This is a genomic window from Martinezella calliandrae, assembly GCF_030272695.1.
Classification (GTDB): Bacteria; Pseudomonadota; Alphaproteobacteria; order Rhizobiales; family Rhizobiaceae; genus Rhizobium; species Rhizobium calliandrae.
Genome location: NZ_JARFYN010000001.1, coordinates 38,230 through 64,188 on the forward strand (window position 1 = coordinate 38,230; position 25,959 = coordinate 64,188).

At 59.2% G+C, this 25,959-nt stretch carries 23 protein-coding genes, 1 tRNA gene and 1 pseudogene; 11 read left to right on the forward strand and 14 right to left on the reverse strand.

The features are described from left to right. Positions 1–58 precede the first annotated feature (58 nt). On the reverse strand, positions 59–889 hold the full coding sequence (locus tag PY650_RS00220) for an aldo/keto reductase (RefSeq protein ID WP_285877071.1): 831 nt from the start codon (positions 887–889) through the stop codon (positions 59–61). Between the two features lie 156 nt (positions 890–1,045). Beyond that, positions 1,046–1,594 carry a L,D-transpeptidase family protein gene (locus PY650_RS00225; RefSeq protein WP_285877072.1) on the reverse strand — a complete coding sequence of 183 codons (549 nt, stop codon included), beginning with the start codon at positions 1,592–1,594 and terminating at the stop codon, positions 1,046–1,048. A gap of 148 nt (positions 1,595–1,742) precedes the next feature. Between PY650_RS00225 and PY650_RS00230 the strand changes: the two genes are divergently transcribed. Both PY650_RS00230 and PY650_RS00235 read left to right on the forward strand, forming a co-directional pair. Then, positions 1,743–2,426 (forward strand): response regulator transcription factor, encoded by a 684-nt coding sequence (locus PY650_RS00230; RefSeq protein ID WP_285877073.1) that lies wholly within the window; start codon positions 1,743–1,745, stop codon positions 2,424–2,426. Between the two features lie 9 nt (positions 2,427–2,435). After that, the gene (locus PY650_RS00235) at positions 2,436–2,891 is read left to right on the forward strand and encodes a cyclic nucleotide-binding domain-containing protein (protein WP_285877074.1); all 456 of its coding nucleotides are present in this window, start codon (positions 2,436–2,438) and stop codon (positions 2,889–2,891) included. 192 nt (positions 2,892–3,083) lie between these two features. Here the strand turns inward: PY650_RS00235 and PY650_RS00240 are convergent, their stop codons facing one another. From PY650_RS00240 to tesB, 6 genes are all read right to left on the reverse strand, one after another. Then, the gene (locus PY650_RS00240) at positions 3,084–3,887 is read right to left on the reverse strand and encodes an exodeoxyribonuclease III (RefSeq protein ID WP_285877075.1); all 804 of its coding nucleotides are present in this window, start codon (positions 3,885–3,887) and stop codon (positions 3,084–3,086) included. Between the two features lie 206 nt (positions 3,888–4,093). Then, complete coding sequence (locus PY650_RS00245; protein ID WP_285877076.1) at positions 4,094–4,753, reverse strand: outer-membrane lipoprotein carrier protein LolA; 660 nt, start codon at positions 4,751–4,753, stop codon at positions 4,094–4,096. Between the two features lie 134 nt (positions 4,754–4,887). Continuing rightward, positions 4,888–7,548, reverse strand: a complete 2,661-nt coding sequence (locus tag PY650_RS00250) for an FtsK/SpoIIIE family DNA translocase (RefSeq protein ID WP_285877077.1) — start codon at positions 7,546–7,548, stop codon at positions 4,888–4,890. 277 nt (positions 7,549–7,825) lie between these two features. Next, positions 7,826–9,268, reverse strand: a complete 1,443-nt coding sequence (locus PY650_RS00255; protein ID WP_285877078.1) for an ammonium transporter — start codon at positions 9,266–9,268, stop codon at positions 7,826–7,828. 27 nt (positions 9,269–9,295) lie between these two features. Next, positions 9,296–9,646 carry a P-II family nitrogen regulator gene (locus tag PY650_RS00260; RefSeq protein WP_285868609.1) on the reverse strand — a complete coding sequence of 117 codons (351 nt, stop codon included), beginning with the start codon at positions 9,644–9,646 and terminating at the stop codon, positions 9,296–9,298. Positions 9,647–9,858: 212 nt separating this feature from the next. After that, on the reverse strand, positions 9,859–10,743 hold the full coding sequence (gene tesB / locus PY650_RS00265) for an acyl-CoA thioesterase II (protein WP_285877079.1): 885 nt from the start codon (positions 10,741–10,743) through the stop codon (positions 9,859–9,861). Between the two features lie 83 nt (positions 10,744–10,826). Between tesB and PY650_RS00270 the strand changes: the two genes are divergently transcribed. Then, the gene (locus PY650_RS00270) at positions 10,827–12,041 is read left to right on the forward strand and encodes a ubiquinone biosynthesis hydroxylase (RefSeq protein WP_285877080.1); all 1,215 of its coding nucleotides are present in this window, start codon (positions 10,827–10,829) and stop codon (positions 12,039–12,041) included. Between the two features lie 25 nt (positions 12,042–12,066). Here PY650_RS00270 and PY650_RS00275 read toward each other — a convergent pair whose 3' ends face one another. From PY650_RS00275 to PY650_RS00290, 4 genes are all read right to left on the reverse strand, one after another. After that, positions 12,067–12,255 carry a Trm112 family protein gene (locus tag PY650_RS00275; RefSeq protein WP_285877081.1) on the reverse strand — a complete coding sequence of 63 codons (189 nt, stop codon included), beginning with the start codon at positions 12,253–12,255 and terminating at the stop codon, positions 12,067–12,069. 9 nt (positions 12,256–12,264) lie between these two features. Further along, the gene (locus PY650_RS00280; protein ID WP_285877082.1) at positions 12,265–12,924 is read right to left on the reverse strand and encodes an LON peptidase substrate-binding domain-containing protein; all 660 of its coding nucleotides are present in this window, start codon (positions 12,922–12,924) and stop codon (positions 12,265–12,267) included. A 231-nt stretch (positions 12,925–13,155) separates the two neighbouring features. Beyond that, entirely contained in the window at positions 13,156–14,133 is a 978-nt protein-coding gene (gene trxA, locus PY650_RS00285) for a thioredoxin (RefSeq protein ID WP_285877083.1), read from the reverse strand. A gap of 158 nt (positions 14,134–14,291) precedes the next feature. After that, on the reverse strand, positions 14,292–14,801 hold the full coding sequence (locus tag PY650_RS00290; RefSeq protein WP_285877084.1) for a prolyl-tRNA synthetase associated domain-containing protein: 510 nt from the start codon (positions 14,799–14,801) through the stop codon (positions 14,292–14,294). A 243-nt stretch (positions 14,802–15,044) separates the two neighbouring features. On the opposite strand from PY650_RS00290, the gene PY650_RS00295 reads away from it, so the two are divergent. From PY650_RS00295 to PY650_RS00305, 3 genes are all read left to right on the forward strand, one after another. Next, positions 15,045–15,119, forward strand: a tRNA-Gly gene (locus tag PY650_RS00295). 449 nt (positions 15,120–15,568) lie between these two features. Continuing rightward, a complete protein-coding gene (locus PY650_RS00300; RefSeq protein ID WP_285877085.1) occupies positions 15,569–16,468 on the forward strand; it encodes a polyphosphate kinase 2 family protein in 900 nt (299 codons plus the stop codon). Beyond that, positions 16,465–19,200 (forward strand): cation-transporting P-type ATPase, encoded by a 2,736-nt coding sequence (locus PY650_RS00305; RefSeq protein WP_285877086.1) that lies wholly within the window; start codon positions 16,465–16,467, stop codon positions 19,198–19,200. Before PY650_RS00300 ends, PY650_RS00305 begins: the two co-directional genes overlap by 4 nt. Positions 19,201–19,931: 731 nt before the next feature. On the opposite strand, the pseudogene PY650_RS00310 reads toward PY650_RS00305, so the two are convergent. Further along, positions 19,932–21,047: pseudogene (locus PY650_RS00310) on the reverse strand (autotransporter family protein); the annotation flags it as partial. Between the two features lie 238 nt (positions 21,048–21,285). Between PY650_RS00310 and PY650_RS00315 the strand changes: the two are divergent. Continuing rightward, complete coding sequence (locus PY650_RS00315; protein WP_285877087.1) at positions 21,286–21,927, forward strand: DUF1007 family protein; 642 nt, start codon at positions 21,286–21,288, stop codon at positions 21,925–21,927. A gap of 92 nt (positions 21,928–22,019) precedes the next feature. Here the strand turns inward: PY650_RS00315 and PY650_RS00320 are convergent, their stop codons facing one another. Then, the gene (locus PY650_RS00320) at positions 22,020–22,277 is read right to left on the reverse strand and encodes a DUF1344 domain-containing protein (protein WP_285877088.1); all 258 of its coding nucleotides are present in this window, start codon (positions 22,275–22,277) and stop codon (positions 22,020–22,022) included. A gap of 358 nt (positions 22,278–22,635) precedes the next feature. On the opposite strand from PY650_RS00320, the gene PY650_RS00325 reads away from it, so the two are divergent. The 4 genes from PY650_RS00325 to PY650_RS00340 all read left to right on the forward strand — a co-directional run bounded on the left by PY650_RS00325 (position 22,636) and on the right by PY650_RS00340 (position 25,887). Beyond that, complete coding sequence (locus PY650_RS00325) at positions 22,636–22,896, forward strand: hypothetical protein (protein ID WP_285877089.1); 261 nt, start codon at positions 22,636–22,638, stop codon at positions 22,894–22,896. A 24-nt stretch (positions 22,897–22,920) separates the two neighbouring features. Next, positions 22,921–23,724: a COG4705 family protein gene (locus PY650_RS00330; RefSeq protein WP_285877090.1), complete on the forward strand. Its 804-nt coding sequence runs from the start codon at positions 22,921–22,923 to the stop codon at positions 23,722–23,724. A 137-nt stretch (positions 23,725–23,861) separates the two neighbouring features. After that, positions 23,862–24,539 carry a winged helix-turn-helix domain-containing protein gene (locus PY650_RS00335; protein ID WP_285877091.1) on the forward strand — a complete coding sequence of 226 codons (678 nt, stop codon included), beginning with the start codon at positions 23,862–23,864 and terminating at the stop codon, positions 24,537–24,539. Beyond that, positions 24,526–25,887: a sensor histidine kinase gene (locus tag PY650_RS00340; RefSeq protein WP_285877092.1), complete on the forward strand. Its 1,362-nt coding sequence runs from the start codon at positions 24,526–24,528 to the stop codon at positions 25,885–25,887. The genes PY650_RS00335 and PY650_RS00340 overlap by 14 nt, the downstream gene beginning before the upstream one ends. The last annotated feature ends 72 nt before the right edge of the window (positions 25,888–25,959 follow it).

A 25,959-nucleotide genomic window follows, 5' to 3' on the forward strand; every position in this document is an offset into this window, starting at 1 on the left:
TGTTACCTCCGAGCCCCTGACTATCGCGCGGAAACTGTCCTCTGCGCAAATCCACCCGTCAGAAGCTCGCCTTCAGCGGGTCCGGCCCGATGCGCCCACCGGCAGAATCGAGTTTGGCAATTTCGGCGAGATCGTCGGCGTCGAGTTTGAAGTCGAACACTTTGAGGTTCTCTTCGATGCGGCTCGGCGTCACCGATTTCGGAATGACGATCAAGCCGTTGTCCATGTGCCAACGGATGACGATCTGGGCCGGCGTGCGGCCGTGTTTGGCGGCAACCTTGCCGATCACAGCATTGCCGAGAAGCTTGCCCTGGCCGAGCGGGCTCCAGGATTGCGTCTTGATGCCGAGCTTGTCGTGAACTTCGCGCAAGGCCTTCTGCTGGAAGGTCGGGTGCAACTCGATCTGGTTGAGCACCGGGGTGACGCCGGTTTCGCCGATGATGCGGTCCAGATGCTCCTTGGCGAAATTGGAGACGCCGATCGAGCGAGCCCGGCCCTCTTCCTTGATGCGCAGAAAAGCCTTCCAGGTGTCGAGATAGCGGCCGCGATGCGCCGACGGCCAGTGGATAAGGTAGAGGTCGACATAGTCGGTCCCGAGCTGCTTCAGGCTTTCATCGAATGCCTTCAGGGTCGAGTCGAAACCCTGGGCTTCGTTCCAGAGCTTTGTGGTCAGAAAGATCTCCCTGCGGGCGACGCCGGACTGACGCATGCCTTCGCCCACGCCGTCTTCGTTGGCATAGATGGCAGCGGTGTCGACATGACGATAGCCGGCCTTCAAAGCCGTGCTAACGGCCAAGGGTGCGACGTTTTCCGGCGTTTGCCAGACACCGAGGCCGACCTGTGGGATGGAATTGCCGTCGTTGAAAGTGATTGTTGGTTGTGTGGTCACAACATGTCTCCAAAAGACTTGGGAGTGGGTGGAGTGAAGGCGTGAATTGAACCCGGGCGGGAGCCCCGGATTTGCCTGCGCGCCCCGCAGCCGCTCTCGCCGGTCGCAAGCCTATATAATATAGGATTACAGGATTATCACCCCACAGCGCGCACATCAGATCACACGAACTGTTGTTCCCCTGCGCAAAAAGCGGATGAGCCGCTGCATGTCCTTGAGGCTGACGGCGACGCAGCCGGCGGTCGGTTCGTAGCCGGGTTTCATCAGATGCAAGAAGATCGCCGAGCCGCGATGGCGACGGCGCGAGCTGACATTCCAGTCGAGCACGAGGCAGATATCATAGAGCCCGTCACGCCGCAGCATCTCCTCATGGCTTGGCTTGAACGGCGCTTTGACAAGCCTGTTGTAATTGGCGTTGTCAGGCTGATCGCACCAGAGCATGTCCTTTCGAATCCGCCGCATCCGCAAGGGCGTCCTGAGAAAGGGGACATGATCGCCACGAACAAAGCCGTAAAGCAGCTTCATTGCAGCAATCGGCGTCGCGCCGTCTCCTTCCCGCTTTAGCGCCCTGCGCCCCGACCGGCCGATTGCCGCCGGTATCGTCAAGGGCCCAATCTGTACCAGCGCGCGCGTCAATTTTCCCGGCGCGGGACGAACAACGATGGTCGAAACTGCCCGCCTGCCGCCTGCCCTTGCCTTTTCCATTTTCCTCACATGTTTTTGCTTTGCGCGTGATTTCGTTTGAAATCATAGCAGTTTCAATTGGACGACCAAGCCTGAGCAGCCTCATGACTTGCTAAAAATGCAATTTGGCGTAGGACTTAGAGCTAGAGAACACGAGGATCGCAACGGCATGACCGCACGCACCATTCTGCTGGTGGACGATGACAACGACCTGCGCGAAATGCTGGTCGAGCAATTATCGCTATATGATGAATTCACAGTCCTGCAGGAGGCGACCGCCGGCAAGGGCGTGCAGGCCGCTCGCGCCACTCCTGTTGATCTTCTGATCATGGACGTCGGCCTGCCCGACATGGATGGTCGTGAAGCAGTGAAGCTCTTGCGCAAGAATGGCTTCAAGGCCCCGATCATCATGCTTACGGGTCACGACACCGATTCCGACACCATCCTCGGCCTCGAAGCCGGCGCAAACGACTATGTCACGAAGCCCTTCCGCTTTGCCGTGCTGCTCGCCCGCATCCGCGCGCAGTTGCGCCAGCACGAGCAGAGCGAAGATGCGACCTTCACCGTCGGCCGATATCTGTTTAAGCCGAGCCAGAAGCTGTTGACCACGGATGACGGCCAGAAGATCCGCCTGACCGAGAAGGAAGCGGCGATCATCCGCTATCTCTACCGTGCCGACCAGAAGGTCGTCACCCGCGACATCCTTCTCGAAGAGGTCTGGGGCTATAATTCGGGCGTCACCACCCACACGCTGGAAACCCATGTCTACCGGCTGCGCCAGAAGATCGAGCGTGATCCCTCCAACGCCGAAATCCTGGTTACGGAAAACGGCGGCTACAAGATCATTCCATAGGCGATAGCGATGGCGCTTAATGACGATATCCGTCTTCTGTCGCAATTGCCGCTCTTCCACGGCATGGGCGATGAGCCGTTGCGGCTGATTGCCTTCGGCGCCGACCGCCGTCACGTCGCGGCCGGCTTGACCCTCTTCCGGGAAAAGTCGCCGGCGGAATGCGCCTATGTCGTCGCGCGCGGCAGTTTCGAGCTGAGCACCGTCGACGCTGTCGGGCAACCACATGTCGAAGCCACCGTGCAAGCCGGCACCATGCTCTCCGAGCTGGCGCTAGTGACACTGGTCGAGCGCAAATATACCGCGGTGGCGCTGGAGGATTCTGATGTCATCCGCATTACGCGCGCGCTGTTCCACCGGCTGATCGAGGAATATCCCGACGCTGGTCTCCTCATTCAAAACCGCGTCCGCGAAAATTTCGCTGTCCTCGCCAAGCAGGCGGCCGCCCTGCTTCACCGCTTTTCCTGACGCGCCGTCCTCTCAGCCAGCAGATGCGCAATATTGCCCGCGCCTTGGCGGCGGAGGAGGTTGACCAGGCGGCCGCCTACTACTCCTCTCTGCAGCCTGAATTCTCCTCGGCAAACTGAGCGTCACGTCCGCTGCATCCGCTCAACGCGACACCCCCAGTGGCATCCTGGGCGGCCAGGCTAACGGACATGGTTAGAGATTGAAATGCGCGGTCACCGGCACGTGGTCGGACGGGCGATCCCAGCCGCGTGCCGCCTTCAGGATATCGATGCGTTGCAACAGCGGGCCGAGATCGGATGATGACCAGATATGGTCGAGGCGGCGGCCACGATCGGCCGCCTCCCAATCCTTGGCGCGATAGCTCCACCATGTATAGAGCTTCTCGTTCTCCGGCACTTGTTGGCGCATCAGATCGAGCCAGGCACCCCGTTTCATGACCTCAATCAACCCGTCGGTTTCGACCGGCGTGTGGCTGACGATCTTCAGCAACTGCTTGTGCGACCAGACGTCATGTTCGAGCGGCGCGATGTTGAGATCGCCGACGAGGATTGCCGAGGTGTTCGGCTCGGCATCGGCATGCAGTCGCTTCATCTCCTCGATGAAGTCGAGCTTATGGCCGAACTTGGGGTTGATCGTCCGATCCGGCTCGTCGCCGCCGGCCGGAACGTAGAAATTATGCAGCCGGATGCGCCTGCTGCCGCGGTGGAAGATCGCCGAGATGTGGCGGGCATCGCCGACGTTGCAATAATCCTGCCGATGATCCTCGGTCAATGGGATGCGTGAAGCGATGGCAACGCCATGATAGCCCTTCTGGCCATGGACGATGATGTGCTCGTAGCCTAGTGCCCTCAGCGGCGACAGTGGGAAGAGCTCGTTCGGGACCTTGGTCTCCTGCAGACAGAGAATATCGGGCCGGTGCTGCATCACGAATTGCTCGATGATCGGCATGCGCAGCCGCACCGAATTGATGTTCCAAGTCGCAATCGAAAATCCCATGCCCAGACCCCTGCTTTCAATCCCGCTAGAGCAGCCCGCCTTCAGGTGGAATCACCTGCAAGCGGAAAAGATGCTCCAGATTCAAATGATTAGAGCGACCTTTGTGCGCTCAGACGAACGCTCGACGCTCCAGGTGTTTAGCCCGGGAGGAAAGAAAAAGGAAGATCATTCAACATCTTCGCGCAAAGCCGAAGCAGGGATGAAAATTACCGGTTCATGCCCGAATAATCGATCCGGAAGACGCTGTCGTCGAATGAGAGATTAGTCTTCACATTGTTGACAATGACATCGGTTGTCTTGCCCTGAGGGTCGATGACCGTCCATTGGCGCAGGTCGTAAGTCTTGGAATCGAAGATCATGGCGATGGTCGCATCACCGAAGACGGTGCGGTTGCCGAGTGTGATCTTGGTAAGATCCGGCTGCGCTTCGACATTGCGAACCATGTCGGCGGAGAGGTCGATCTTGTTGGCGAGCAACAGGCTCAGCGGCGTCTTCGAGAGCTGGTACATGTTGTTCGTGTGTGTCTGGTCGTTGATGACCTGGACGTTGTTACCGTCACAGATGACACGCATGCGTGATGGCGGATCATAGTTGAAGCGCAGCTTGCCGGGACGTTGAATGAAAAAGCTGCCGCTCAACTGATCGCCACGTGGCCCGATCTGCAGGAAGCCACCCTTCATGGTCTTGATGGACGAGAAATGGTCGGCGATCGCCTGAGCAATATCAGGATTGAGAGCTACCGACTGCTGCGCGAAGGCGCTCGCCGCGGGTGCCACGCTTGCCGCGCCCGCCGCCACCATAGCGCCGAGGAAATGACGGCGAGTGAGGTTCAGGTGGATCGAGGGCTGCGCATCAAACTTTTTCATGGAATTCTCCTTCATGCTTTGTCCATGGCGCGCAAAATCGGCGTCTTCATGGCGCGGCCGCCCATGCTTGGTCACGAGCCGCGATCAAATCTCCGACATCATATTCTGGATGTGTGTCGCGGGCTCATGACCCGTCAGCGATCGAGAACGTCCGCTTCCGTCGGCACGAGAATCTCGCGCTTGCCGGCATGGTTGGCCGGGCCGATCAGTCCTTCCTGTTCCATGCGTTCGATCAGTGAGGCGGCGCGGTTATAGCCGATGCCGAGCCGGCGCTGGATATAGGAGGTCGATGCCTTGCCATCACGCAGCACGATCGCCACCGCTTGATCGTATGGATCCTCCGAGTCGGATAGGTTGGCCGTACCTGCTGAACCGTGACCATCGTCGTCGCCGTCTTCGTCGGCGGTGATTGCATCCAGATATTGGGGCGAGCCCTGCGTTTTCAAGTAGGAGACGATGTCTTCCACTTCGCCATCGGAGACGAAGGGTCCGTGGACGCGCTGGATGCGTCCACCACCGGCCATGTAAAGCATATCGCCCATGCCGAGGAGCTGTTCGGCACCCTGTTCGCCGAGGATCGTGCGGCTGTCGATTTTCGAGGTTACCTGGAAGGAAATGCGTGTCGGGAAGTTTGCCTTGATCGTGCCGGTGATGACGTCGACCGACGGGCGCTGCGTCGCCATGATGACATGGATGCCGGCCGCGCGTGCCATCTGTGCGAGACGCTGAACCGCGCCTTCGATATCCTTGCCGGCGACCATCATCAGGTCGGCCATTTCGTCGATGATGACGACGATATAAGGCATCGGCTTCAGGTCGAATTCCTCGGTCTCGTAGATCGCCTCGCCGGTCTGACGGTCGAAGCCTGTCTGGACGGTGCGGCTAATCGCCTCCCCCTTGGCGACCGCCTGCTCGACGCGTGTATTGAAGCCGTCAATGTTGCGCACGCCGATCTTCGACATCTTCTTGTAGCGCTCTTCCATCTCGCGGACGGTCCATTTCAGCGCGACCACAGCCTTCTTCGGATCGGTGACCACGGGCGACAAAAGATGCGGAATGCCGTCGTAGACGGAGAGTTCCAGCATCTTCGGGTCGATCATGATCAGGCGGCACTGCTCCGGCGTCATTCGGTAGAGCAGCGAGAGTATCATGGTGTTGATCGCGACGGATTTACCCGAGCCGGTAGTGCCGGCAACGAGCAGATGCGGCATCTTGGCGAGATCGGCGATAACAGGCTCACCGCCGATCGTCTTGCCGAGCGACATGGCGAGCTTGGCCTTGGAGCCTTCGAAATCGCGGCTGGCGATGAGCTCGCGCAGATAGACCGTCTCGCGGGTGGAATTCGGCAGTTCGATGCCGATGGCATTGCGGCCGGGAACGACAGCGACGCGGGCGGCGATCGCGCTCATCGAGCGGGCGATATCGTCGGCAAGCCCGATGACGCGGGACGATTTAATGCCCGGCGCCGGCTCCAGTTCATAAAGCGTCACGACCGGGCCGGGACGGACATGGATGATCTCGCCCTTGACGCCGAAGTCCTCGAGCACACCCTCGAGCATGCGGGCATTCTGCTCCAATGCATCGGAAGAGAGCGTTGCGTCCCTGACGATCGTCTTCGGTTCGGAAAGCAGGTGCACGGCCGGAAGCTGGAAGCCATAGGGACGAATGAAGGAAGTCTGCGCCTCGCGCTCGGCGCGCACGCCAGGCTTCGGCCGGGCAGCAGCGGGAACAACGCGGTGACCAGGAGCCTTTGGTGAGGCAGGACGCAGCGCCCATTCGTCCTCCTCGTCATCCGGCAGGATGCCGGCCGGACGCGGAAGCTCGCGTTCATAGGACGGATCGTCGTCCTCATCCTCGTTATCGTCGATGCTCATCGACGGCGGAGAAACGACACGGCGCGGCGCTGCACCCTCCATCGACGGTTCGACACGCTCGCCGCGGAAAACTGACGCCTTGGCACGCACCGGCTCGTTCAGTGTACCGAACTCGTCATCATTGAAATCATAGGGCGCATCGAAGGATTGGTCGCGACGTTTGCGCGGCCCCATGCCGAACAGGCGGCGCAACCGCGCATGCGTGTTGTACCAGGCATGCATGAGGGCACCGAAAGCCAGGAACCCACCGCGATCGTCATCCTCGTCTTCATCTCCGACATTGCGTGCGCGGCTCTGCGTGTTTTCATAATCCTCTTCGTCCTCGTCCTCTTCGTCTTCCAGCAGGCTGCGACCGACAACGCCGGCTGCAAACAGCATGAGCCAGGCGGCCGGGATCGCGAGAACGGAGCCGAATACCGTGGCGAAGATGCCGCTCGGATAAGTACCGATGAAAAGGGCGGGAAAGCGCAGGACGATGTCGCCGATGACGCCGCCGATACCGTTCGGGATCGGCCAGGTCGGAGGTGCGGGGAAACAGGCAATGGAACCGGCAGCGACAATGGCCCCGCCGACCCAGGCACCGAGACGAGCGGGCACACGATGAATCCTGCGATTGGAAATCAGCGCGAAAGCCCAGGCGACAACCGGCAGCAGCGCGACGACCGAGGCAAGTCCAAGCGCCTGCATCATGATGTCTGCAAAGGCCGCACCCGGAAAGCCGAGTATGTTCGTCGGCGTATTGCTTGTAGCGTAGGAATAGCTGGGATCCATGACGTTCCAGGTCGCCAGTGCCGCCACCGCGAGCGCAAGCAGGAACAGCAGCGCGAAGCCACTAAGGCCCCTCACCTGCCGCCAAACGACTACCGAAAGCGAGAAGCGGTCCGGACGACCGCCCAACGCTGCCGAATTGCTTCTGCCCATAATATCCAGCCCGTTCGTTATCGAAAGCACAAGCGAATCGGCGTCATGCCACTCACCTAGTACGTCTGCTCTACCTAATCAGAGGAGGGTTAATGGCATGTTAACCATGCGGGCGCGGCGGCCGAATCAGTGAATTTATGGCAAACGGGCGAACGACCGCGCATAAAAAAGGCCCGAACCAAAGTCCGGGCCAAGAGCGACTTATTTCAATGAAATAGGCCGCGACGGGATGTTCAGCGGCGCCGGGAGCATTGACCCGCCGCCGCAATCTCCGGATTTAAGAAGCGTGGTAAGCAGCTTCGCCATGAGAAGCGAGGTCGAGACCTTCGCGCTCGGCTTCGGGCGTTACGCGCAGGCCGATAATGATGTCGACGATCTTGTAGAGGATCGCCGAGCCAATGCCGGACCACAGCAGCGTGGTGAGTACGGCCTTCAGCTGGCTGAGCAACTGCGTCGCGGTGCCCGGATAGGAAGCTGCGAAGTCAGCCGTCGAGTAGTCGACGATGCCTGCGCCGCCAAGAGCCGGATTGACCAGGATACCGGTCATCAGAGCGCCGAATATACCACCGATGCAATGGACGCCGAAGACGTCAAGGCTGTCGTCGTAGTTGAACTTGTTCTTTACGACGTCGACGAAGAAGTAGCAGATCGGCGAAACGAGGATACCGAGGACGATGGAGCCCATCGGGCCGGCAAAGCCTGCGGCGGGCGTCACGGCAACGAGACCGGCGACGGCACCCGAAGCTGCACCGAGCATCGATGCCTTGCCGCGCGTGAAAGTCTCAACGACACACCAGGACAGAGCCGCAGCAGCGGTTGCGACGAAGGTGTTGATCATAGCAAGCGAAGCGTAAGCATTTGCTTCCAGGTTGGAGCCGGCGTTGAAGCCGAACCAGCCGACCCACAGCAGCGATGCACCGACCATGGTGAGCGTCATCGAATGCGGCGCCATGATCTCCTTCTTGTAGCCGGTGCGCTTGCCAAGCATGATCGCGCCGACCAGACCGGCAATACCAGCATTGATGTGGACGACCGTGCCGCCGGCGAAGTCGAGCGCACCAAAGCCATAGACCATGCCCGACGGAGCCGAGTAAGAGCTCGGACCACCCCAGTACCAAACCATGTGGGCGATCGGGAAGTAAACGAAGGTGACCCACAGGAAGACGAAGAGCATGACGGCCGAGAACTTGATGCGCTCGGCGAAGGCGCCGACGATCAGGGCCGGCGTAATGCAGGCGAAGGTCATCTGGAAGCAGACATAGGTGAGCTCAGGAATGCCGACGCCCTTGGTGAAGGTTTCGACGAGATCCTTCGAGTCGGTGCTAACACCGGCAAGGAAAGCCTTGGAGAAGCCACCGACAAAACTGTTGAGCGCGCCGCCATCAGTGAAGGCGAGCGAGTAGCCGTAGACGCACCAGATGATCATCACCATCGCGGTGATCATGAAGACCTGCATGAGAACGGACAGCATGTTCTTGGCGCGGACGAGTCCGCCGTAGAACAGTGCCAGGCCCGGAATGGTCATCAGGAGGACGAGGACCGTGGAAACAAGCATCCAGGTATTGTCACCCTTGTCCATGGTGATCGCGGGTGCTGCCGCAGCGGCGGCCGGGGCCGCGGCCGGCGCGGCTTGCTGCGCAAAGGCAATCGCCGGAGCGAGCAAGGCCGCGGAAAGCGTGCCTACCCGTGCAAGCGTGGAGGAAAGCTTAGTAGATGTCATTGCAGATAACTCCCTGATCGGCCGCTCTTACAGCGCTTCTGAATCGGTTTCGCCCGTACGGATGCGCACGGCATGGTCAATCGAGTAGACGAATATTTTGCCGTCGCCGATCTGACCAGTCTTGGCGGACGACGCGATGGCTTCCACTGCCATGTCGACGATTTCGGATGCGACCGCGACTTCGATCTTCAGCTTCGGCAGGAAGCTGACCGCATATTCGGTGCCGCGATAGATTTCGGTATGCCCCTTCTGGCGTCCGTAGCCCTTCACTTCAGTCACAGTCAGGCCCTGGATGCCGACAGCCGTGAGGGCCTCACGGACCTCGTCGAGCTTGAACGGCTTGATAATGGCCATCACAATTTTCATCTGGTTTCCCATCCTTTTTACCCTCGGCGCCGAGCCGACTCTCCTTGCCGCCGACAAATGCTTCAGTAGCGACCGGCCATACACATTCAAGGCCCGTGCCAGATTCATGACACGTCCATAACCAGTTGAATTTTAAAGGATTTACTTTAGGCCGCTATTAAAACGGCATCTATCGACGCTTCATGCGCCTAAATTAATAGCAATTTTATAATTTTGCGCAAAAATTAATCATTTGCCTTTTTACGAATCAGCCCCTCCTGCGCAACCGACGCAATCAGGACACCGGATCTCGTAAAAAGACTACCGCGGGCCAGCCCTCGCGCGCCTGAGGCACTCGGACTATCCTGGGTATAGAGCAGCCAGTCGTCGAGCTTGAACGGCCGGTGAAACCACATGGCATGGTCGAGGCTCGCGACCTGCAGCCTCGGGTCGAAGACCGACGTGCCATGCGCATGCAGCGCCGCGTCGATGAGCGTCATGTCCGAAAGATAGGCAAGCACGGCGTTCTGGTAGAGCCGGTCGTCCGGCATCGGTCCGGTCAGGCGAACCCAGATATCCTGACGCTCGCTGGGCTGCGAACGCGAGAAATAGCGATCGAGAGACACCGGCCGGATTTCGATGGCGCGCTTCCGCTCCCAATAGCGGCGCACATTTTCCGGCGCGTTGGCGAGATAGCGTTCCTTGATCTGCTGTTCGTCCATCAGTTCTTCCGGAGCGGGCACCTTCGGCATCTCGCCCTGATGCTCGAATCCAGGCTCTTCGATCTGGAAGGAAGCCGTCATCGCAAAGATCGCCTTGCCGTGCTGAATCGCCAGAACGCGGCGCGTATTGAAACTCGAGCCGTCCCGCAGGCGGTCGACCTCATAGAGGATAGGGACGGCGGGATCGCCGGGGAGCATGAAATAGGCGTGCAGCGAATGCACGAAACGATCGTCTGCCACGGTTCGCTGCGCCGCCATCAGCGCCTGGCCGATGACCTGCCCACCGAAGACGCGCTGCCAGCCGACCTTTGGGCTGTTGCCGCGAAACAAATTCATCTCGATCGTTTCCAGATCCAGCGTCGCGAGCGTCACTTGCATGGCGGTCAGTTTCTCGTTCTCGCGCGACATTTTGAATGAACTCCGAAGGTAGGAACGGCGAATGGGATGCTCTATATAGAACAGGAAACGACAGTCGGACACGGGGAAGCGTTATGTTGGACATGCTGGTAGTGGGTGGCGGTTATGTGGGTCTTGCCGCCGCGGTCGCGGTCAAGCAGGCAGCGCCCCATCTTGACGTCATGGTCATAGAGGCAGCCGCGGAAACTGCGTGGAAAAAAGATATGCGCGCTTCGGCGATCATCGCCGCTGCCACGAAGATGCTGGAAGTCTTTGGCGTTTGGGAGGAGATCAAGCCGGAAGCAGAGCCGATCACCAGAATGATCGTCACCGATTCACGCACAATCGACCCCGTGCGTCCGGTATTCCTCACTTTCGACGGCGAAATCGAGGAAGGTCAACCCTTCGCTCATATGGTTCCGAACCTTGCCATGGTCGGCGCGCTGCGGGGCGCTTGTGAACGACTCGGCATAACGATTTGCCACGGTGCCAGCGCAACGGACTTCAAGACGGAAGACGCCAACGTTACGCTAACGCTCTCGGACGGCAGCGCGTTGGAAGCGCGTCTGCTGGTGGCCTGCGATGGCGTGCGTTCCAAACTCCGCGACATGGCGGGCATCAAGACCGTAAGCTGGGATTACGGCCAGTCCGGCATCGTCGTGACCGTCGAGCACGAGCGGCCGCACAATGGTTGCGCCGAGGAACATTTCCTACCCTCCGGCCCCTTCGCCATCCTGCCGCTGAAAAACAATCGCGCCTCGCTCGTCTGGACCGAGCGCACGCCAGACGCCGAGCGGCTTGTCGCCTCCGACGATCTGGTGTTCGAAGAGGAGCTGGAGCGCCGTTTCGGCCACAAGCTCGGCGCGTTGCACACGGTCGGCGACCGCCGCGCCTTCCCGCTCGGCCTGACGCTTGCCCGCTCCTTCGTCGCGCCGCGCTTTGCGCTGGCCGGCGACGCGGCCCACGGCATCCATCCCATTTCCGGTCAGGGCCTCAATCTCGGCTTCAAGGATGTTGCGGCGCTCGCCGAAACCGTGGTCGAAGCCGACCGTCTTGGGCTCGATATCGGCTCGATCAACATCCTCGAGCGCTACCAGACCTGGCGACGTTTCGACACCTTCCGCATGGGGGTGACCACCGACGTGCTGAACCGGCTGTTTTCCAACGACATCACGCCGGTACGCGTCGCCCGCGATATCGGCCTCGGCCTCGTCGACCGACTGCCGAAACTCAAATCCTACTTCATTGGCCAGGCTGCCGGCACGGCTGCCAGGGACAATCCGCGGCTTCTCGCCGGCGAGGCGATCTGAATAAGGTTACCAAGGGAGCCTCGCGTCAATCCTCCATACGCCGCGCTTCCGAAATCAGCATGATCGGAATGCCGTCGCGGATGGGATAGGCGAGGCGCGCCTTTTCCGACACCAGCTCGTTCTTATCGCGATCGTAACTCAGGCGCCCCTTGGTCAGGGGGCAGACGAGCAGATCGAGCAGCTTCGGGTCCACTTTGCTGACGGTGATGTCCATTGCAAACCCCTATTGTAGTACGGAATCCGTGTCGCCGAAGCGGGCGAGCACGATCTCGATGATGGCGATGAAGGTTTCCGCCCTTGTCTTCAGGTCGGGCGCCTCAAGAAGCGCCTGTTTCTCGGCCGGATCGAAGGGCGCCATCATTGCCAGTGAATTCACCAGCGTCATGTTGCTGGCGCGTTCCACGCTCTCCCAATCCGCCTCCAGCTTGTTGGCGTCGAGATAGGCCCGGAACGCGGACAGGAGCGCCGAGCGATCGACACTGTCTTCCTCGTCTCGCGACTTGAGATCAGAAATGAAGGGCGTGATCCGGAAGGTGCGGTACGGATTATGGGTGATGATCTCGTCCATCAGCCGGAAGCGGCAAATGCCTGTCAGCGAGGTGATATAGCGGCCATCGCCGGTTTCGGCAAAAGATGTGATACGCCCAAGGCAGCCGACACGCGAAAGATGTGTCGTTTCCGGCGACTCGCTGAGCGCCGGCTGCACGATGCCGACCAGCCGGTTGCCGGCGATCGCCGAATCGAACATGGAGAGATATCGCGGCTCGAAGATATTGAGCGGCAATTGGCCGGTGGGTAGAAGCAGAGCACCGGACAGGGGGAACACAACCACCGATTCCGGCAGGTCGCTTGGCTTCAGATATCTGGCATTGCCGACTTGCATGATTTCCGTCCCACTACATCACTGCGTCGCGCATCGCGATAAGACACGCAGGAACGATACCTCAGCGGCGATTATCCCGTCACACTCCGCGCCAAAGGACAATGTGGGCCCCTCTCCTGAAAACACAAGAGCATTTCCGGGCGAAACTTCGAGGCATTTTGCCCTCAACTACATCAGAGGTAGGCACGATGCCCCGGATGGAACGATCGCGCCCCTCAAACGCGCCACGCCTCAAGAAAACAGGATGGACGAAAGCTTGCGCCGCGCGGCGATCGTTGCCGGATCCTTCGGACCCCAAACCTCGAAGAATTGGAGCAGCTGACGGCGCGCACCGTCGTCGTCGAAGGCGCGGTCGCGGCGCATGATCGTCAGCAGATGCTCGGCCGCCTCGTCGCGCTTGCCTTCGACATTGCGAATCTTGGCGAGTTTGACGCGCTGCTCGTGATTGTCGGGATTGGTCGCCAGCTCATGCTCGAGCGCGACCGGATCGCCGAGCTTGCGGGCTTCTTCGATCTGATCGAGCTTCTTCACCACGGCCCGGATGCCGGCGTCGTTGGCAAGCGTTTCCGGCAGATCCGTTAGCGCCTCGCGCGCCCGCTGGCTCTGGCCGGCCGCGATCATGCATTCGGCCATGCCGGCAAGCGCCTTGGCGTTTTCCGGGTCGGCCTGCAGCACCGCTCCGAACAGCTCGGCGGCGCCATTGATATCGCCCCCTGCCAGAAGACCGGCTGCCTCTTCCAAAATCGCTTCGATTTCCGCCGCCTGATCGCCCGCACCGTCAGCCGGGCCTCCAAGACGATCGACGAACTGACGAACCTGGCTTTCCGGGATAGCGCCCATGAAACCGTCGGCCGGACGGCCGTTGACGAAGGCGATGACGGCCGGAATAGATTGAATGCCGAGCTGACCGGGAATGGCCGGATGATCGTCGATGTTCATCTTGACCAGCTTGACGCGGCCTTTGCCCTCATTGACGACCTTTTCGAGAACCGGCGTCAATTGCTTGCACGGGCCACACCAGGGCGCCCAGAAATCCACCAGCACCGGCTGGTTGCGCGACTCCTCGATGACATCCCGGGCGAAATTCGCCGTCGTGGTGTCCTTTATGGGTGAAGCGCTGCCGGATGACACAGGTGCAGCACCATAGGATGCCGAGGCCGACATCTGGCCGCCGAAAGAAGCGTTATAGGGATTGTTCGAACCGCTCATGAGTATCTCCCGCTTACCGGCATTCTGGACCTTTAAAGCATGATTCCAAAAAGAACGAAGCGAATTTTGGATAAAATCACGCTCAATGAAATTGCCTGAGCGACAGGACAATTCGAAGACAAGTCATCTCGCTCTAATCGCAGCGTTAAAATCGTGTGTCAGGCCGTCACTTTCAAGACTAGCGGCGTATGACCCGTCGCTTCCATGAAGCGCAGGAGATCGCTGCTGGCAATTGAGGTCGTCGCATCGTTCGACAACGGATGGCAATTGACGATGTCGTGTTCCATCAATTCGGCATCGAGGATGAAGGTCACGTTCCTGCCGGTATCATTGATCGCGCCGAAAGCAGTCACCGAGCCCGGAATGACGCCCAGATATTCTAGCAGTTTTTCGGGCTTGCCAAAGGAGACTTTGCTGGCGGCGCCGATCAGCGTGTGCACCGTCTTCAAATCGACGGTGGCATTCTCCTCGACCGTCAACAGGAAGAAATTATCCTTCTTGTCCTTCACGAACAGGTTCTTGGTGTGGCCGCCGGGGATCTCGTCACGCAACGACACCGATTCGGCAACGGTAAACACCGGCGCATGATCCTTGGTGCTATGGGAAATGCCAAGACCATCCAGAAAACGGAAAAGATCGTCGCGGTTTTTCGGGCTGTTTTCTGTCATGGCTGTCTCGCGATAAAAATAACCCGCTCCTGATACGTCGCTCGCAAATCCTTTGCAATCTTCCAGGCGACATAGCCAGCCGTTCCAGGTCTTTGCTGCGGATAATCTAAAAAATCCGGATTTTTCTTCGCGACTTCGTCATTTCCCTGTTGCATTTGAAAAACGGTTAGGCCATATAGCGCCCGTCGCCGCAAGACGACGCCCAGCGGTCCAACACACTACCCCGGACGGCTGCGGATATGAGCGGGTGTAGCTCAGGGGTAGAGCACAACCTTGCCAAGGTTGGGGTCGAGGGTTCAAATCCCTTCGCCCGCTCCAGTTTTCTTAAGAAAATCAAGTACATAACAAAAGCCGCCGCAAGGCGGCTTTGTTGTTACATCTGTGTGTCGCCATCCAAAAAACGGCCAAAACACTGCTCAACTAGTTGGGCATGCGTGCCTATTCGGCGACCCGTAGCCCGCCGACAAAGAGACCGTGGAGGCAGCCATTAACGCCGGTCTGAGGCGGTGTGTCCTGCCTTTTCAAGCAAACAGGCAATCGCGACATAAGCGTTTTTCGGTCTACTGATCTGCGGATTCGCGGCAAATGTTCCCGCTCCATTACGGCCTGAGTGCAGGATTTTAAGCTGCTCCTAACGAGCCCCGTTTGTTCGGCCACGGTTTGGTGGCGGGGAGCAGATTGACATTGGTTGAAAGGGCGAGCCTTCTTCTCGTGTGACGATCGTCTGGGAGGAGCGGTCTATGGCTCGGCAAGAAATAATAGATGCCATGAAAAAATACACGGATCCGTTCCGTGTCACCAACGGCAGTAATTTTCGCCTACGTGATTTCGATCCCGCAGATACGCTGGGGCTCAAAATGGGCAAGCAGGAAGCGGCGCAACTTCTCGATCGCGGTTCGGAATGGCTCGCGATGGAGCAAGATATTCTCTATGCGCAGGATTCCTGGACCCTGCTGCTTGTGTTCCAGGCGCTAGATGCGGCTGGAAAGGACGGTACGATCAAGCATGTCATGTCGCGGGTCAATCCGCAGGGGTGCGATGTCGTCTCGTTCAAACAGCCTTCGAACAAAGAGATCTCGCACGATTTCCTCTGGCGCTATGCCAAGAACATTCCCGAGCGCGGGCGGATAGGCATCTTCAATCGGTCCTATTACGAGGAAGTCCTCGTGGTGCGCGTGCACCCGGAATTGCTTGACGCGCAAAAGATCCCACCGTGCTTTGTCGGCAAGAATGTCTTTGAAGAGCGGCTTGCCGACATCGCGCGCTTTGAGGACTACCTGACCCGCCAGGGCGTGGTCGTCCTCAAATTCTATTTGAACCTCTCGAACGAAGAGCAGAAAAAGCGGTTCATGCGCCGCCTCGACAAGCCAGAGAAGAACTGGAAGTTCTCCGGGTCCGACGTTCGCGAGCGGCGATACTGGAAAGACTACATGCAGGCCTATGACGACGCGATCCGTGCCACGGCCTGCGAAGAGGCGCCATGGTTCGTCGTGCCCGCCGACAACAAATGGTTCACGCGGCTCGTCGTCGCAGCGGCGATCGTGGAGGCAGTGGAGAAGCTGGACCTCGCATATCCCAAAATCACGCCGGAGAAGATGAAGAATCTCGCGGCGGCGCGCCAGGAACTCGAGTCGGAAGGGACACACGGGAAAGGGGAACAAAAATGAGATCGGATGAGACCTCAGGTTTGGGTACGGATTCTGTGTCGTGGCATGCGATAACGGCGCAACAGGTAGAAAGCCAGCTTCGCGTTGATCCCGGACGCGGCCTCGACGCGGCGGGGGCTGCCGAGCGGCTTAAGACTCACGGGCCGAATCGCCTGCCGCAGGGCAAGAAGAAGGGGCCGCTGATGCGGTTTCTCGCCCAGTTCAACAATATTCTTATCTATGTCCTGTTGGCGGCCGGCTTCGTCAAACTGATGCTGAGCCTATGGCTCGACGCCTCGATCATTTTTGCCGTCGTTATACTCAACTCGCTCCTGGGCTTTCTACAGGAGGGACGGGCGGAAAGGGCACTCGATTCGATCCGCAGCATGCTGTCGGCAGAGGCGCGCGTTTTGCGTAGTGGGGCGACGCGCCTAATATCGGCCGAGGAACTTGTTCCCGGCGACATCGTGCTCCTGGAATCGGGTGACAAGATCCCAGCGGACATGCGCCTGATCGATGCCAGGAACCTGCGCACGGAAGAGGCTGCCCTCACCGGCGAATCCGTCCCGGCCGAGAAGACCACGGCTCCGGTATCAGCCAAGGCTACGGTCGGCGACCGGGAAAACATGGCCTTCTCCGGCACCATGGTGGTGTCGGGCCGGGCAACTGGTATCGTTGTAGCGACCGGCAGCCAGACGGAACTCGGCCGCATCAATCAGATGCTGGCAGACGTCAGTGCGCTCGAGACGCCGCTGCTGCGCCAGATCAAGAAGTTCGGCTACGTCATCACGGCAGCTATCGGCGTCATCAGCGTGCTGCTCTTCTCCTGGGGCCATTGGCTCGGACACATGTCCTTTGTCGAGCTGTTCCAGGCCGTCGTCGGCATCGCGGTGTCGCTGATCCCTGAAGGTCTGCCCGCTCTGATCACGATAACGCTCGCCATCGGCGTGCAGCGCATGGCCCAGCGCAATGCAATCATCCGCCGCCTGCCCGCGGTCGAGACGCTGGGGTCCGTCTCGCGCATCTGCTCGGACAAGACCGGAACGCTGACCCTGATGGAAATGATGGTGGCCTCCGTGGTGACTGCGGATGCGACCTATGAGGTCAGTGGCAACGGCTATGCGCCCGAAGGCGAGGTCAAGACCGCCGGCGAGTCAGTCAGCATCCTGCCGCAAGCGCTCGCGTTGATGGGCCGCGTGTCTGCTCTGTGCAACGACGCCGAGCTCTTCGAGGAGGAGGGAAAATGGAAAGTGGAGGGAGACCCGACCGAGGGCGCGCTTTATCCCTTCGCAACCAAGCTTGGCATTGATCGTGCCACGGAAGTGGCAGCCGCGCCCCGCATCGATGCGATCCCCTTCGAATCCGAGCACAAGTTCATGGCAACCCTCAACCGTTCAGCGGACGGCGACGTACTGCTGGTCAAGGGCGCGCCGGAAGTGATCCTCGATCATAGCGATCGGCAACAGGCGGCGAGCGGTCCGGCACCGCTCGATCGTGACCGCTTTGTTCGGGAAGGTGACCGGCTAGCCGCGCAGGGGGAGCGCGTGCTGGGCTTGGCATGGCTGCCGAACCCTGACCTCCGCGCCGGCAGCCTCGGGCCGGCGGACTTGCCGAGGACCCTGATATTAATCGGTTTCGTGGGCCTTATGGACCCTCCCCGCAAGGAGGCGATCGACGCCGTGCGGGAATGCCATGGCGGCGGTATCCGCGTGACGATGATCACGGGCGACCACAAGATCACGGCGGCAGCGATCGCCAAGATGCTCGGCATAGGCGATGGCAAGACTGCCGTGGCGGGCACGGAGATCGAAGCGATGAACGATGCGGCGCTGCAGGCATGCGTGCGCGACGTGGACGTCTTCGCCCGCGCCAGCCCCGAGCACAAACTCAGGCTTGTGAAGGCGATCCAAGTCAATGGTCAAATTGTCGCCATGACCGGAGATGGCGTCAATGACGCGCCGGCGCTCAAGAAGGCCGATATTGGCGTCGCGATGGGCATCAAGGGAACCGAGGTGACGAAAGAGGCAGCGGGAATGATTCTCGCCGACGACAATTTTGCCTCGATCTCAGCGGCCGTAAAGGAGGGCCGCACGGTCTACAACAACATCGAGAAGGCGATGCTTTTCCTGCTACCCACCAATGTCGCTCAGGGCGCGGTGATCGCGATTGCGATCCTGTTCGCCTTTACGCTGCCGATCACGGCACCGCAGGTGCTGTGGGTGAACATGGTCACCTCGGTCGCGCTCGGCCTTGTCATTTCGTTCGAGCCCCATGAGGCTGATGTGATGGGACGCCCGCCCCGCTCGGTCGACCGACCAATCGTCACCGGCTTCGGTATCTGGCGCATTCTCTTCGTGGGTGCTGCGCTCGTCCTCTATACGCTTGCGGCATTCTTCTGGATGAAGGGGCAAGGCGCTTCGGACCAGATGGCGCGCACTGCTGCCGTCAACGCTATTACTCTCGGGCAGGTCTACTACCTTCTCAACAGCCGTTATCTGCTCGATTCGTCGCTGTCCGTGCGCGCCCATTTGGGCAATCCCTATCTTTGGTACGGCATAGGCGGGGTCGTGGTTCTGCAACTTCTCTTCACTTATGCGCCGCCGCTCCACGCCATCTTCGACACCGAGGCCTTGCCTCCATCGGTTTGGCTCTGGCTCATCGTGGGTGGGCTCTTCTTTTTCCTCGTCGTGGAGATCGAAAAGTTTGTCATTCGCTCCACGCCCGCGTTGAAGGACGCGGCAACCCGTCGGTAAAAGAAGCTACAGCCGAGCGATCCACAAGGGCGAGAGATAGCCGCAGGCCGCCTTCCTAGTCCGGATCGTGCTCGCGCTTGAGTACTGCGATGATTGCGATCCTGAGGCATACGTAGCAGGGCTCGTTTCGAAAGCGGCCATGGCGTGTCGAAATTGTCCTTCACCCCGAGCACCGCTTCCTCCATGCCGTGGCGCGGCCCGTCTTGCTTGTCCAGAAGGTCCAGCACCAACTTCAGGCCCGCATCGAAACCGGCCTCATACCTCTCATCCTCGCTCATACCTTCCTCATCGTGCTCTTCCGGCCGGTCGAGCACCCGGCTGACCGCCGTGCCTTCGCATATGCCGTCGTCAACGGCCGTGGTTCCCCCTCGCTCCTCAGCGCAAACCTCAGCAGCCTCATCGGCAGGATATCTTCGCGAATTTCTGGGTGCCGCCGACTTCGTCCGCCTCCTGTCACCAGCTTGCCGCCTTGGGCCACCTACCATCTGTAACGGAGACCGAAATCTGCTTGGGCGCCGTCCCGCTGGTGACCGTTGGTGTCGCCAACAGCGAACTGGTAGCCAGCCTGGGCGTAGAGGCTCAGCCCGGCGTTGATGTTGGTCGTCAACCCTGCGCTGAGATCGACGCGCGTTGCCTCTTCCAGCAACGGAACCCGAGTGGCGCCGGAATAGGTCGTGGTCGCCCGCGCCCCCCCAGTCCTGCCACAGGTTCGCTCGCAGATAGGGTTGCCAAACCTGACCGCCATCGCTGACGATGGTCCAACGGCCGCGCAGCCCGATGCGCCCGCTCGCTCCAGACGTGGAGCCGAGCGCGACCTCGCCGAAGTCATCGTTATCGTCGTCGAACGAGACATGTTGCCAGACGATTTGGGCCTGCGGCTCCAACACGAAACCGGAACCAAGCGCCGGAATGGGAATCGGATAGCCGGCTTCCAGCGAAGCGGCGAAGCCGGCACCATTGGTCGAAAGTTTGGTGTAGCTTGTTGATGCTGAGCCCTCGTAGGCCGTCCCCTGTAGCACCGCATCGAGATACCAACCTGTCGGACCGTAGTGCGTCCAATAGGCGCCGCCAGACCATCCGTTAAGATTGAGGCTCCCGGTCTTGCGCAGCTCGTAATTCGTCGCGGCTTCGTTGGTGACGAGGCCGGTTACGTCAACATCGGCATGGCCATAGGCGAAATAGATGCCGGCGATGTCACTGTGGCCGGGTAGCCATTCGCCGTGCAGAAGATCGACACCGGTCTGAAAGCCGCCGAGGTTACCGTCCGTGCGGGGGTCGGCGAAAGCGCGATAGTGGTTATTGATCTGCTCACCGAAAAAGCGCCCCCAGACGGAACTTGTCCGGCTCGCGCCATCAGCCTCACCGTTTCCGATTACGAGCGTGTCGCCAATGCGCTCATGTAAGGTCCCTAGTGTTGCGAGCCCGAGCTGGCGGGCGGTCGGCTGGACCGCACCGTAAGTCGCAATCTCTGGCCCGATGATCGGGTATAGACCCGGGGGCAACACGGGCGGCAAATCCTCCGGCAACGTCTCTGGCGGCAGCACTCCTGGGGGCGTGACCGGCGGTTCCGGCAACACGATCGGCGGCGTTACCTGCCCCCCAGTAAAGGTTGAGCGAAGGAACCAATCGTCCGCATTGCTGCCGTCGACACCACCGCGAAAAAGACGGTAGTCGAAAGCTCCGGCGCGCAGCTCCGCATTTCCGAGGGAGAAGGCTGCCGCTGCCGTCGTGCCGCCGTTGGTGGCGTCAACCACCAGGATGCCGTTGGTGGTGTAGTCGCCCGTGCTGTTTGGGGCTTTCAGAATGCAATTCCATTTTTGATAACTGTTGCGATGACGCCACAGCATACGGTGGCTATCGCGACGCTAATTTCAAAAAAAACAATTGCTTATCGACAGATGGGCGCTACTCTCGAATGGCTGGAACCGCACAATGCAAACCTTGCCGAGGGGCTCTAATCCCTTCGCCACTCCATTCGCAACTGAATGTAGCGGGCATTTGCAACCTTCCGAGGTCTCAAATCAGTCTCAATTGAAGTTCAGACGTCGACGTTCGAATAGCAGAGACGTCACGGGTAAAGGCTGCATGAAACGACGAACGACTTTGCTGATCGCGATGCTGTCGCTCCTGCCCGTCCCGGCCCTTGCCCACCCGCATATATTCATCGACGCGAAATTCGAGGTCCTCGCGGCACCCGATGGCTCGATCAGCGAGCTTCGCAACGTCTGGCGCTTTGACGAGGTTTTTTCCTCGTCGGTGCTTTTGGATTTCGACAAGAACGGCAACATGACGCTCGACGCAGGCGAGCTCAAGGCGGTTGGCAAGACGGTCAAGAATTCCCTGGCGCAGTACGATTACTATACGAATGTCACCAGCAACGGCAAAATCATTGCGATGGCGAAGCCGGAGGAAATACGGGCGGACTATAAGGACGACGCCCTAATACTGACTTTCTCCCTAAAGCCACTGCAGAAGACTTTCCTCAAAGGAACGACGATTTTCGGAATTTACGACAACACGCTTTATACGGCGGTCGATTTCGCCGCCGACAGTGACATGGCCACCTCCGGCGAGGCATTTGCCCGCTGCAAGCGCAAGGTGGTGCGGCCCAATCCCGACGAGATTGTCGCGCAGAATCAGGCAACGCTCACCAGCATGTTCTTCAACGACCCGATGGGAACGAATTATTCGCAGCTCGTGGCAACGAGGCTGGAGGTCCGGTGTTGAGTTCGCAGTCGATCCAAGCGACCATCCGTCGCGTTGGATAGCGCGCCATGCAACGCAGCCTTGGGGCTATGCTCGCCTGAACCTCGTATCTCCTACATAACGGGATGGATACTTGATACCGTCGTTCTGCCGGCTTTCGTGGTCGAGTAATTGACTCTGACCTTCTCACCTGCCTTGAAGCGTTCCACTTCAATCTTCTCCGGCAGCTTGAAGACCTTTCCGCTCGCCAGCGTAATAGAGTCGCCTTTCTTGTCGACACTCTTGATCGTATCGGTAATTGCCTTTGCAAAGGCTCCAGTCGACAAAGCGATCGCAAATATTGCCGCTGCGACGATGACTGATCTTTTCATCTTCTTGATCCGTTCGATTTGATTATTTCACCAACACCTCTCCGGCGCCGGAACGGCAGAGCCGAAACTCCATAGCGTTCAAGCCGAATGAGCATTCGCACCGTGTGAGGCGACAAATCCAACGTAAACACGCAGTTTTGCAGCCAGATTGCCTGGAACATACGGATACGTAACCTCGCCCGGCAGCGCCATTCAGCGATGCCGAGTAACTGGCGACCGCCCCAACCTTACGAAACCGTATTCTGGCGGCAAGGCCGCTGTAGAGGCGCCACGCTAGATCGATTGCCCACCGGCAGAGAACGATTTCGCCGGTCGATCAATTTGGGCCTACCGGCCCGCGGGAACAAAGGGGTCTTTCATGAAAAAGATTATCGCCGCCACCATACTCACCGCCGTTGCTGGCCTCGGATTCGTCGCGTCCCAAGCACACGCTGCTGCCGCACCCTGCGAACAAATGTTGAAGGATATGCGCGCAGCCAAGGCGACCGCCAAGCTCAGCGACGCCGACAAGGCAAAGGTCAACGACCTCGAAGCCAAGGCCATTGAGCGCTGCAATGCCGACGACGACACTCGCTCCGACAAGTTTTTGGCCGATGCCATGAAGATCATGGGCAAATAAGCCACACACAACTGGAGAAATCCGATGACACATGCTCAAACGGCGCCGGTTCAGCAGAACCGCGTTCCTGAGGTCACGATCGATTTCTGGCTGATCAAGCTGATGGCCGTGACCATGGGTGAGACGGCTGCCGATTATCTTGCCGTCAATCTCGGTCTCGGCCTGACCGTCACCTCCCTGCTGATGACCGCAGTGCTACTTGTCGCCCTAGTGTTCCAGTTTGCACAAAAGCTTTACGTTCCGCCCTTCTACTGGGCAGCCGTCGTTCTCATCAGCATCGTCGGCACATTGGTCTCCGACAATCTCGTCGACAATTTCGGGGTCGCACTTCAGACCACGGCGATAGCGTTCACGATCACGCTCGCCCTGACCTTTGCGGTCTGGTACGCAGTCGAGAGGACGTTGTCGATCCATACCATCTTCACGACGCGCCGTGAGACCTTCTATTGGTTGGCTATCCTGTTCACCTTCGCTCTCGGAACGGCGGTGGGCGATCTGGTGGCGGAAGTCTTCGCGCTTGGCTATCTCACGACGGGCATCCTCTTCGGAGGCATCATCGCGGTGATTGCGATTGCCTATTATTTCTTCAAACTGAACGCCATTCTGGCATTCTGGCTCGCCTATATTCTGACGCGGCCGCTCGGCGCCTCGTTCGGCGATCTGCTGTCGCAGCCCCAGGAATATGGCGGCCTGGGTTTCGGCACGACCGTCACCAGCCTGCTCTTCCTCGCTGTGATCATTTGCCTGGTGCTCTATATGACGCTTGCCCAAAGACCTGCGGCTCAAGAACCTATGGAGGCGGAACTCGAGGGTTCCCCGGAGCAATGACCTGCTCTTCAGGTTGGTGAAATGAGTTTGCAGTAATCGATATGTTCGCACACGCCGGTCGCAATGAGACGCCGGCACACGGCGGATGAACTCGCTTCAAAACGGCGTCTTTGCCGGCATGGGGAACGGATCGTTTCATGCGCATACTGCTCATAGAAGACGACATCAAAACTGGGGAATTCGTCTCGCGCGGCCTGCGGGAAGCAGGACACGTCTGCGACATGCTCGCGGATGGACAGGACGGACTTTTCCATGCCATCCGCGAGACCTATGACATCTTTATCATCGACCGGATGTTACCCGGTCTCGACGGCCTGTCGATCATGCGCTCAATGCGCGCCGCCGGCGTCAAGACGCCTGCGCTTTTTCTAACCGCGATCGCAGGCATTGATGACCGGGTGGAAGGTCTCGAGGCAGGCGCCGACGACTACCTCGTCAAACCGTTCGCCTTCTCCGAACTTCTGGCGCGGATCAACGCCCTCGCCCGCCGTCCGCCCGCTGTCTCCGAAAAGACCATGCTGCAGGTCGCCGACCTGACGATGGACGTGATGAAACGCCGCGTCACCAGGGCCGGAGTCGAGATCGAACTGCAGCCGCGCGAATTCACGCTGCTGGAAGTTCTCGCCCGCAACGAAGGCCGGGTTCTCACCAGGACGATGCTTCTCGAACGCGTATGGGATTTCCATTTCGACCCGAAGACCAGCGTGGTCGAAACGCACATCAGCAGGCTCCGCGGCAAGATCGACAAGCCCTTCGACGTTCCGCTCCTTCATACGATCAGAAACACCGGTTATTCGTTGCATGCGCCGCGATAACATTCTGCGTAGCACATCGTTTCGTCTGGCGTTGATTTTCTCGCTGATGTTCATCAGCGCGTTCATGGTGACGGGCTTGATCATCTATCAGCTTGTCAAATGGGAATTTCAACAGCGTCAGGATCAGACGATCCAGGAGACCTTTGCCGTGATAGCCGCAGCCTACGGCGATCAGGACATCCAGGACCTGCTGGTTACGGTTGAAACCTACAGCAGAGCAAGCAACGACCGCCAGCGCGTATTTTCGCTCGTCGATCCCTCCGGAAAGGTTCTTGCCGGCAATATTCCCAACCTCAAATTTCCGGAGGGTTGGAGCGACGTTGACGGCGATAAGATGCAATTGCCAGAGCACCAGCAATACCGGATTTTCTCAGGCACCGTCGACGGAAATCGCCTGACCGTCGGCCTCAGTCAGCGGGAAACCAAAAACATTGAAGCGATCATGCTGCAAAGCTTCGGCTGGGCCTCCATCATCGTCTTGCTGCTGGCAATTTGCGGTGGCGTATTGATTGCCCTGCGCGTGCAAAGGCGTTTTGGCGCCGTTCGAACCACGATGGAACATGTAGCGCGTGGAAACCTCGGAGCACGCGTCCCAATCGTCGGACGCGGCGATGATGTCGATTTGCTGTCCCACGACATCAACGACGCCCTTGCCCGCCTGGCGGCGACCGTCGATGGTATGCGGCAAGTCAGCACCGACATAGCCCATGACCTGAAATCCCCACTCAACCGCCTCAAAATGACGGTCGACGAAGCACTTGCGAAACAGGCATCGGGCATGACGGTCATTCAGGAACTTGAGGCCGCGAGTTCGGAAGCCGACCGCATTAATGAAACCTTTGAGGCACTGCTGCGGATTGCTCAGATCGAAGCGGGAGCCCGCAAGTCCAGATTCGGCAAGGTCGACCTCGGCGATGTGCTGCAGTCCCTTGATGACATCTATTCCAGCGTCGCCGAGGACAATGGCCAACGGCTCAAAACCAACATTGGTAAGCCCAACGAGGTCATTTTGGGCGATCGGGAACTCCTGACGCAGATGTATGCCAACCTCATCGAGAACGCCATTCGCCATTGTCCGGCCGGAACCGATATTGTGGTCAGGTGTGAAGCAGATGCCGACACGATAACGACGAGTGTCGAAGACAACGGCCCCGGCATTCCGGAGCGGGAACACGGCAACATCTTCCGCCGCCTCTACAGGCTGGAAAAAAGCCGCACATCGCCGGGCAGCGGGCTCGGTCTCAGCCTGGTAAAGGCTATCACAGACCTCCATGGCGCCGGGATTTTGGTGGAAAACTCCCGACCTGGCTTGCGCATAAGGGTCATCTTTCCGAGGTTTGTTCAATGAAGCCTCAAAGGTGCAGCACCGTGTCTTTCGCGAAACACCGGCCGAGTACAGCGATTGCATCTCAAGTTTTTT

Excerpts from the sequence above, each read along its gene's own strand:
- PY650_RS00275 (WP_285877081.1), bottom strand. The coding sequence starts at position 12,255 with ATGGACATCACCGTCAGCAAAGTGGACCCGAAGCTGCTCGATCTGCTC.
- PY650_RS00305 (WP_285877086.1), top strand. The coding sequence starts at position 16,465 with ATGAGATCGGATGAGACCTCAGGTTTGGGTACGGATTCTGTGTCGTGG.
- PY650_RS00340 (WP_285877092.1), top strand. The coding sequence starts at position 24,526 with ATGCGCCGCGATAACATTCTGCGTAGCACATCGTTTCGTCTGGCGTTG.
- PY650_RS00245 (WP_285877076.1), bottom strand. The coding sequence starts at position 4,753 with ATGAAAAAGTTTGATGCGCAGCCCTCGATCCACCTGAACCTCACTCGC.
- PY650_RS00315 (WP_285877087.1), top strand. The coding sequence starts at position 21,286 with ATGAAACGACGAACGACTTTGCTGATCGCGATGCTGTCGCTCCTGCCC.
- PY650_RS00320 (WP_285877088.1), bottom strand. The coding sequence starts at position 22,277 with ATGAAAAGATCAGTCATCGTCGCAGCGGCAATATTTGCGATCGCTTTG.
- tesB (WP_285877079.1), bottom strand. The coding sequence starts at position 10,743 with ATGTCGCGCGAGAACGAGAAACTGACCGCCATGCAAGTGACGCTCGCG.
- PY650_RS00330 (WP_285877090.1), top strand. The coding sequence starts at position 22,921 with ATGACACATGCTCAAACGGCGCCGGTTCAGCAGAACCGCGTTCCTGAG.
- PY650_RS00250 (WP_285877077.1), bottom strand. The coding sequence starts at position 7,548 with ATGGGCAGAAGCAATTCGGCAGCGTTGGGCGGTCGTCCGGACCGCTTC.
- PY650_RS00325 (WP_285877089.1), top strand. The coding sequence starts at position 22,636 with ATGAAAAAGATTATCGCCGCCACCATACTCACCGCCGTTGCTGGCCTC.
- PY650_RS00240 (WP_285877075.1), bottom strand. The coding sequence starts at position 3,887 with ATGGGATTTTCGATTGCGACTTGGAACATCAATTCGGTGCGGCTGCGC.
- PY650_RS00280 (WP_285877082.1), bottom strand. The coding sequence starts at position 12,924 with ATGCAAGTCGGCAATGCCAGATATCTGAAGCCAAGCGACCTGCCGGAA.
- PY650_RS00300 (WP_285877085.1), top strand. The coding sequence starts at position 15,569 with ATGAAAAAATACACGGATCCGTTCCGTGTCACCAACGGCAGTAATTTT.
- PY650_RS00260 (WP_285868609.1), bottom strand. The coding sequence starts at position 9,646 with ATGGGAAACCAGATGAAAATTGTGATGGCCATTATCAAGCCGTTCAAG.
- PY650_RS00270 (WP_285877080.1), top strand. The coding sequence starts at position 10,827 with ATGTTGGACATGCTGGTAGTGGGTGGCGGTTATGTGGGTCTTGCCGCC.
- PY650_RS00225 (WP_285877072.1), bottom strand. The coding sequence starts at position 1,594 with ATGGAAAAGGCAAGGGCAGGCGGCAGGCGGGCAGTTTCGACCATCGTT.
- trxA (WP_285877083.1), bottom strand. The coding sequence starts at position 14,133 with ATGAGCGGTTCGAACAATCCCTATAACGCTTCTTTCGGCGGCCAGATG.
- PY650_RS00235 (WP_285877074.1), top strand. The coding sequence starts at position 2,436 with ATGGCGCTTAATGACGATATCCGTCTTCTGTCGCAATTGCCGCTCTTC.
- PY650_RS00335 (WP_285877091.1), top strand. The coding sequence starts at position 23,862 with ATGCGCATACTGCTCATAGAAGACGACATCAAAACTGGGGAATTCGTC.
- PY650_RS00290 (WP_285877084.1), bottom strand. The coding sequence starts at position 14,801 with ATGACAGAAAACAGCCCGAAAAACCGCGACGATCTTTTCCGTTTTCTG.
- PY650_RS00230 (WP_285877073.1), top strand. The coding sequence starts at position 1,743 with ATGACCGCACGCACCATTCTGCTGGTGGACGATGACAACGACCTGCGC.
- PY650_RS00255 (WP_285877078.1), bottom strand. The coding sequence starts at position 9,268 with ATGACATCTACTAAGCTTTCCTCCACGCTTGCACGGGTAGGCACGCTT.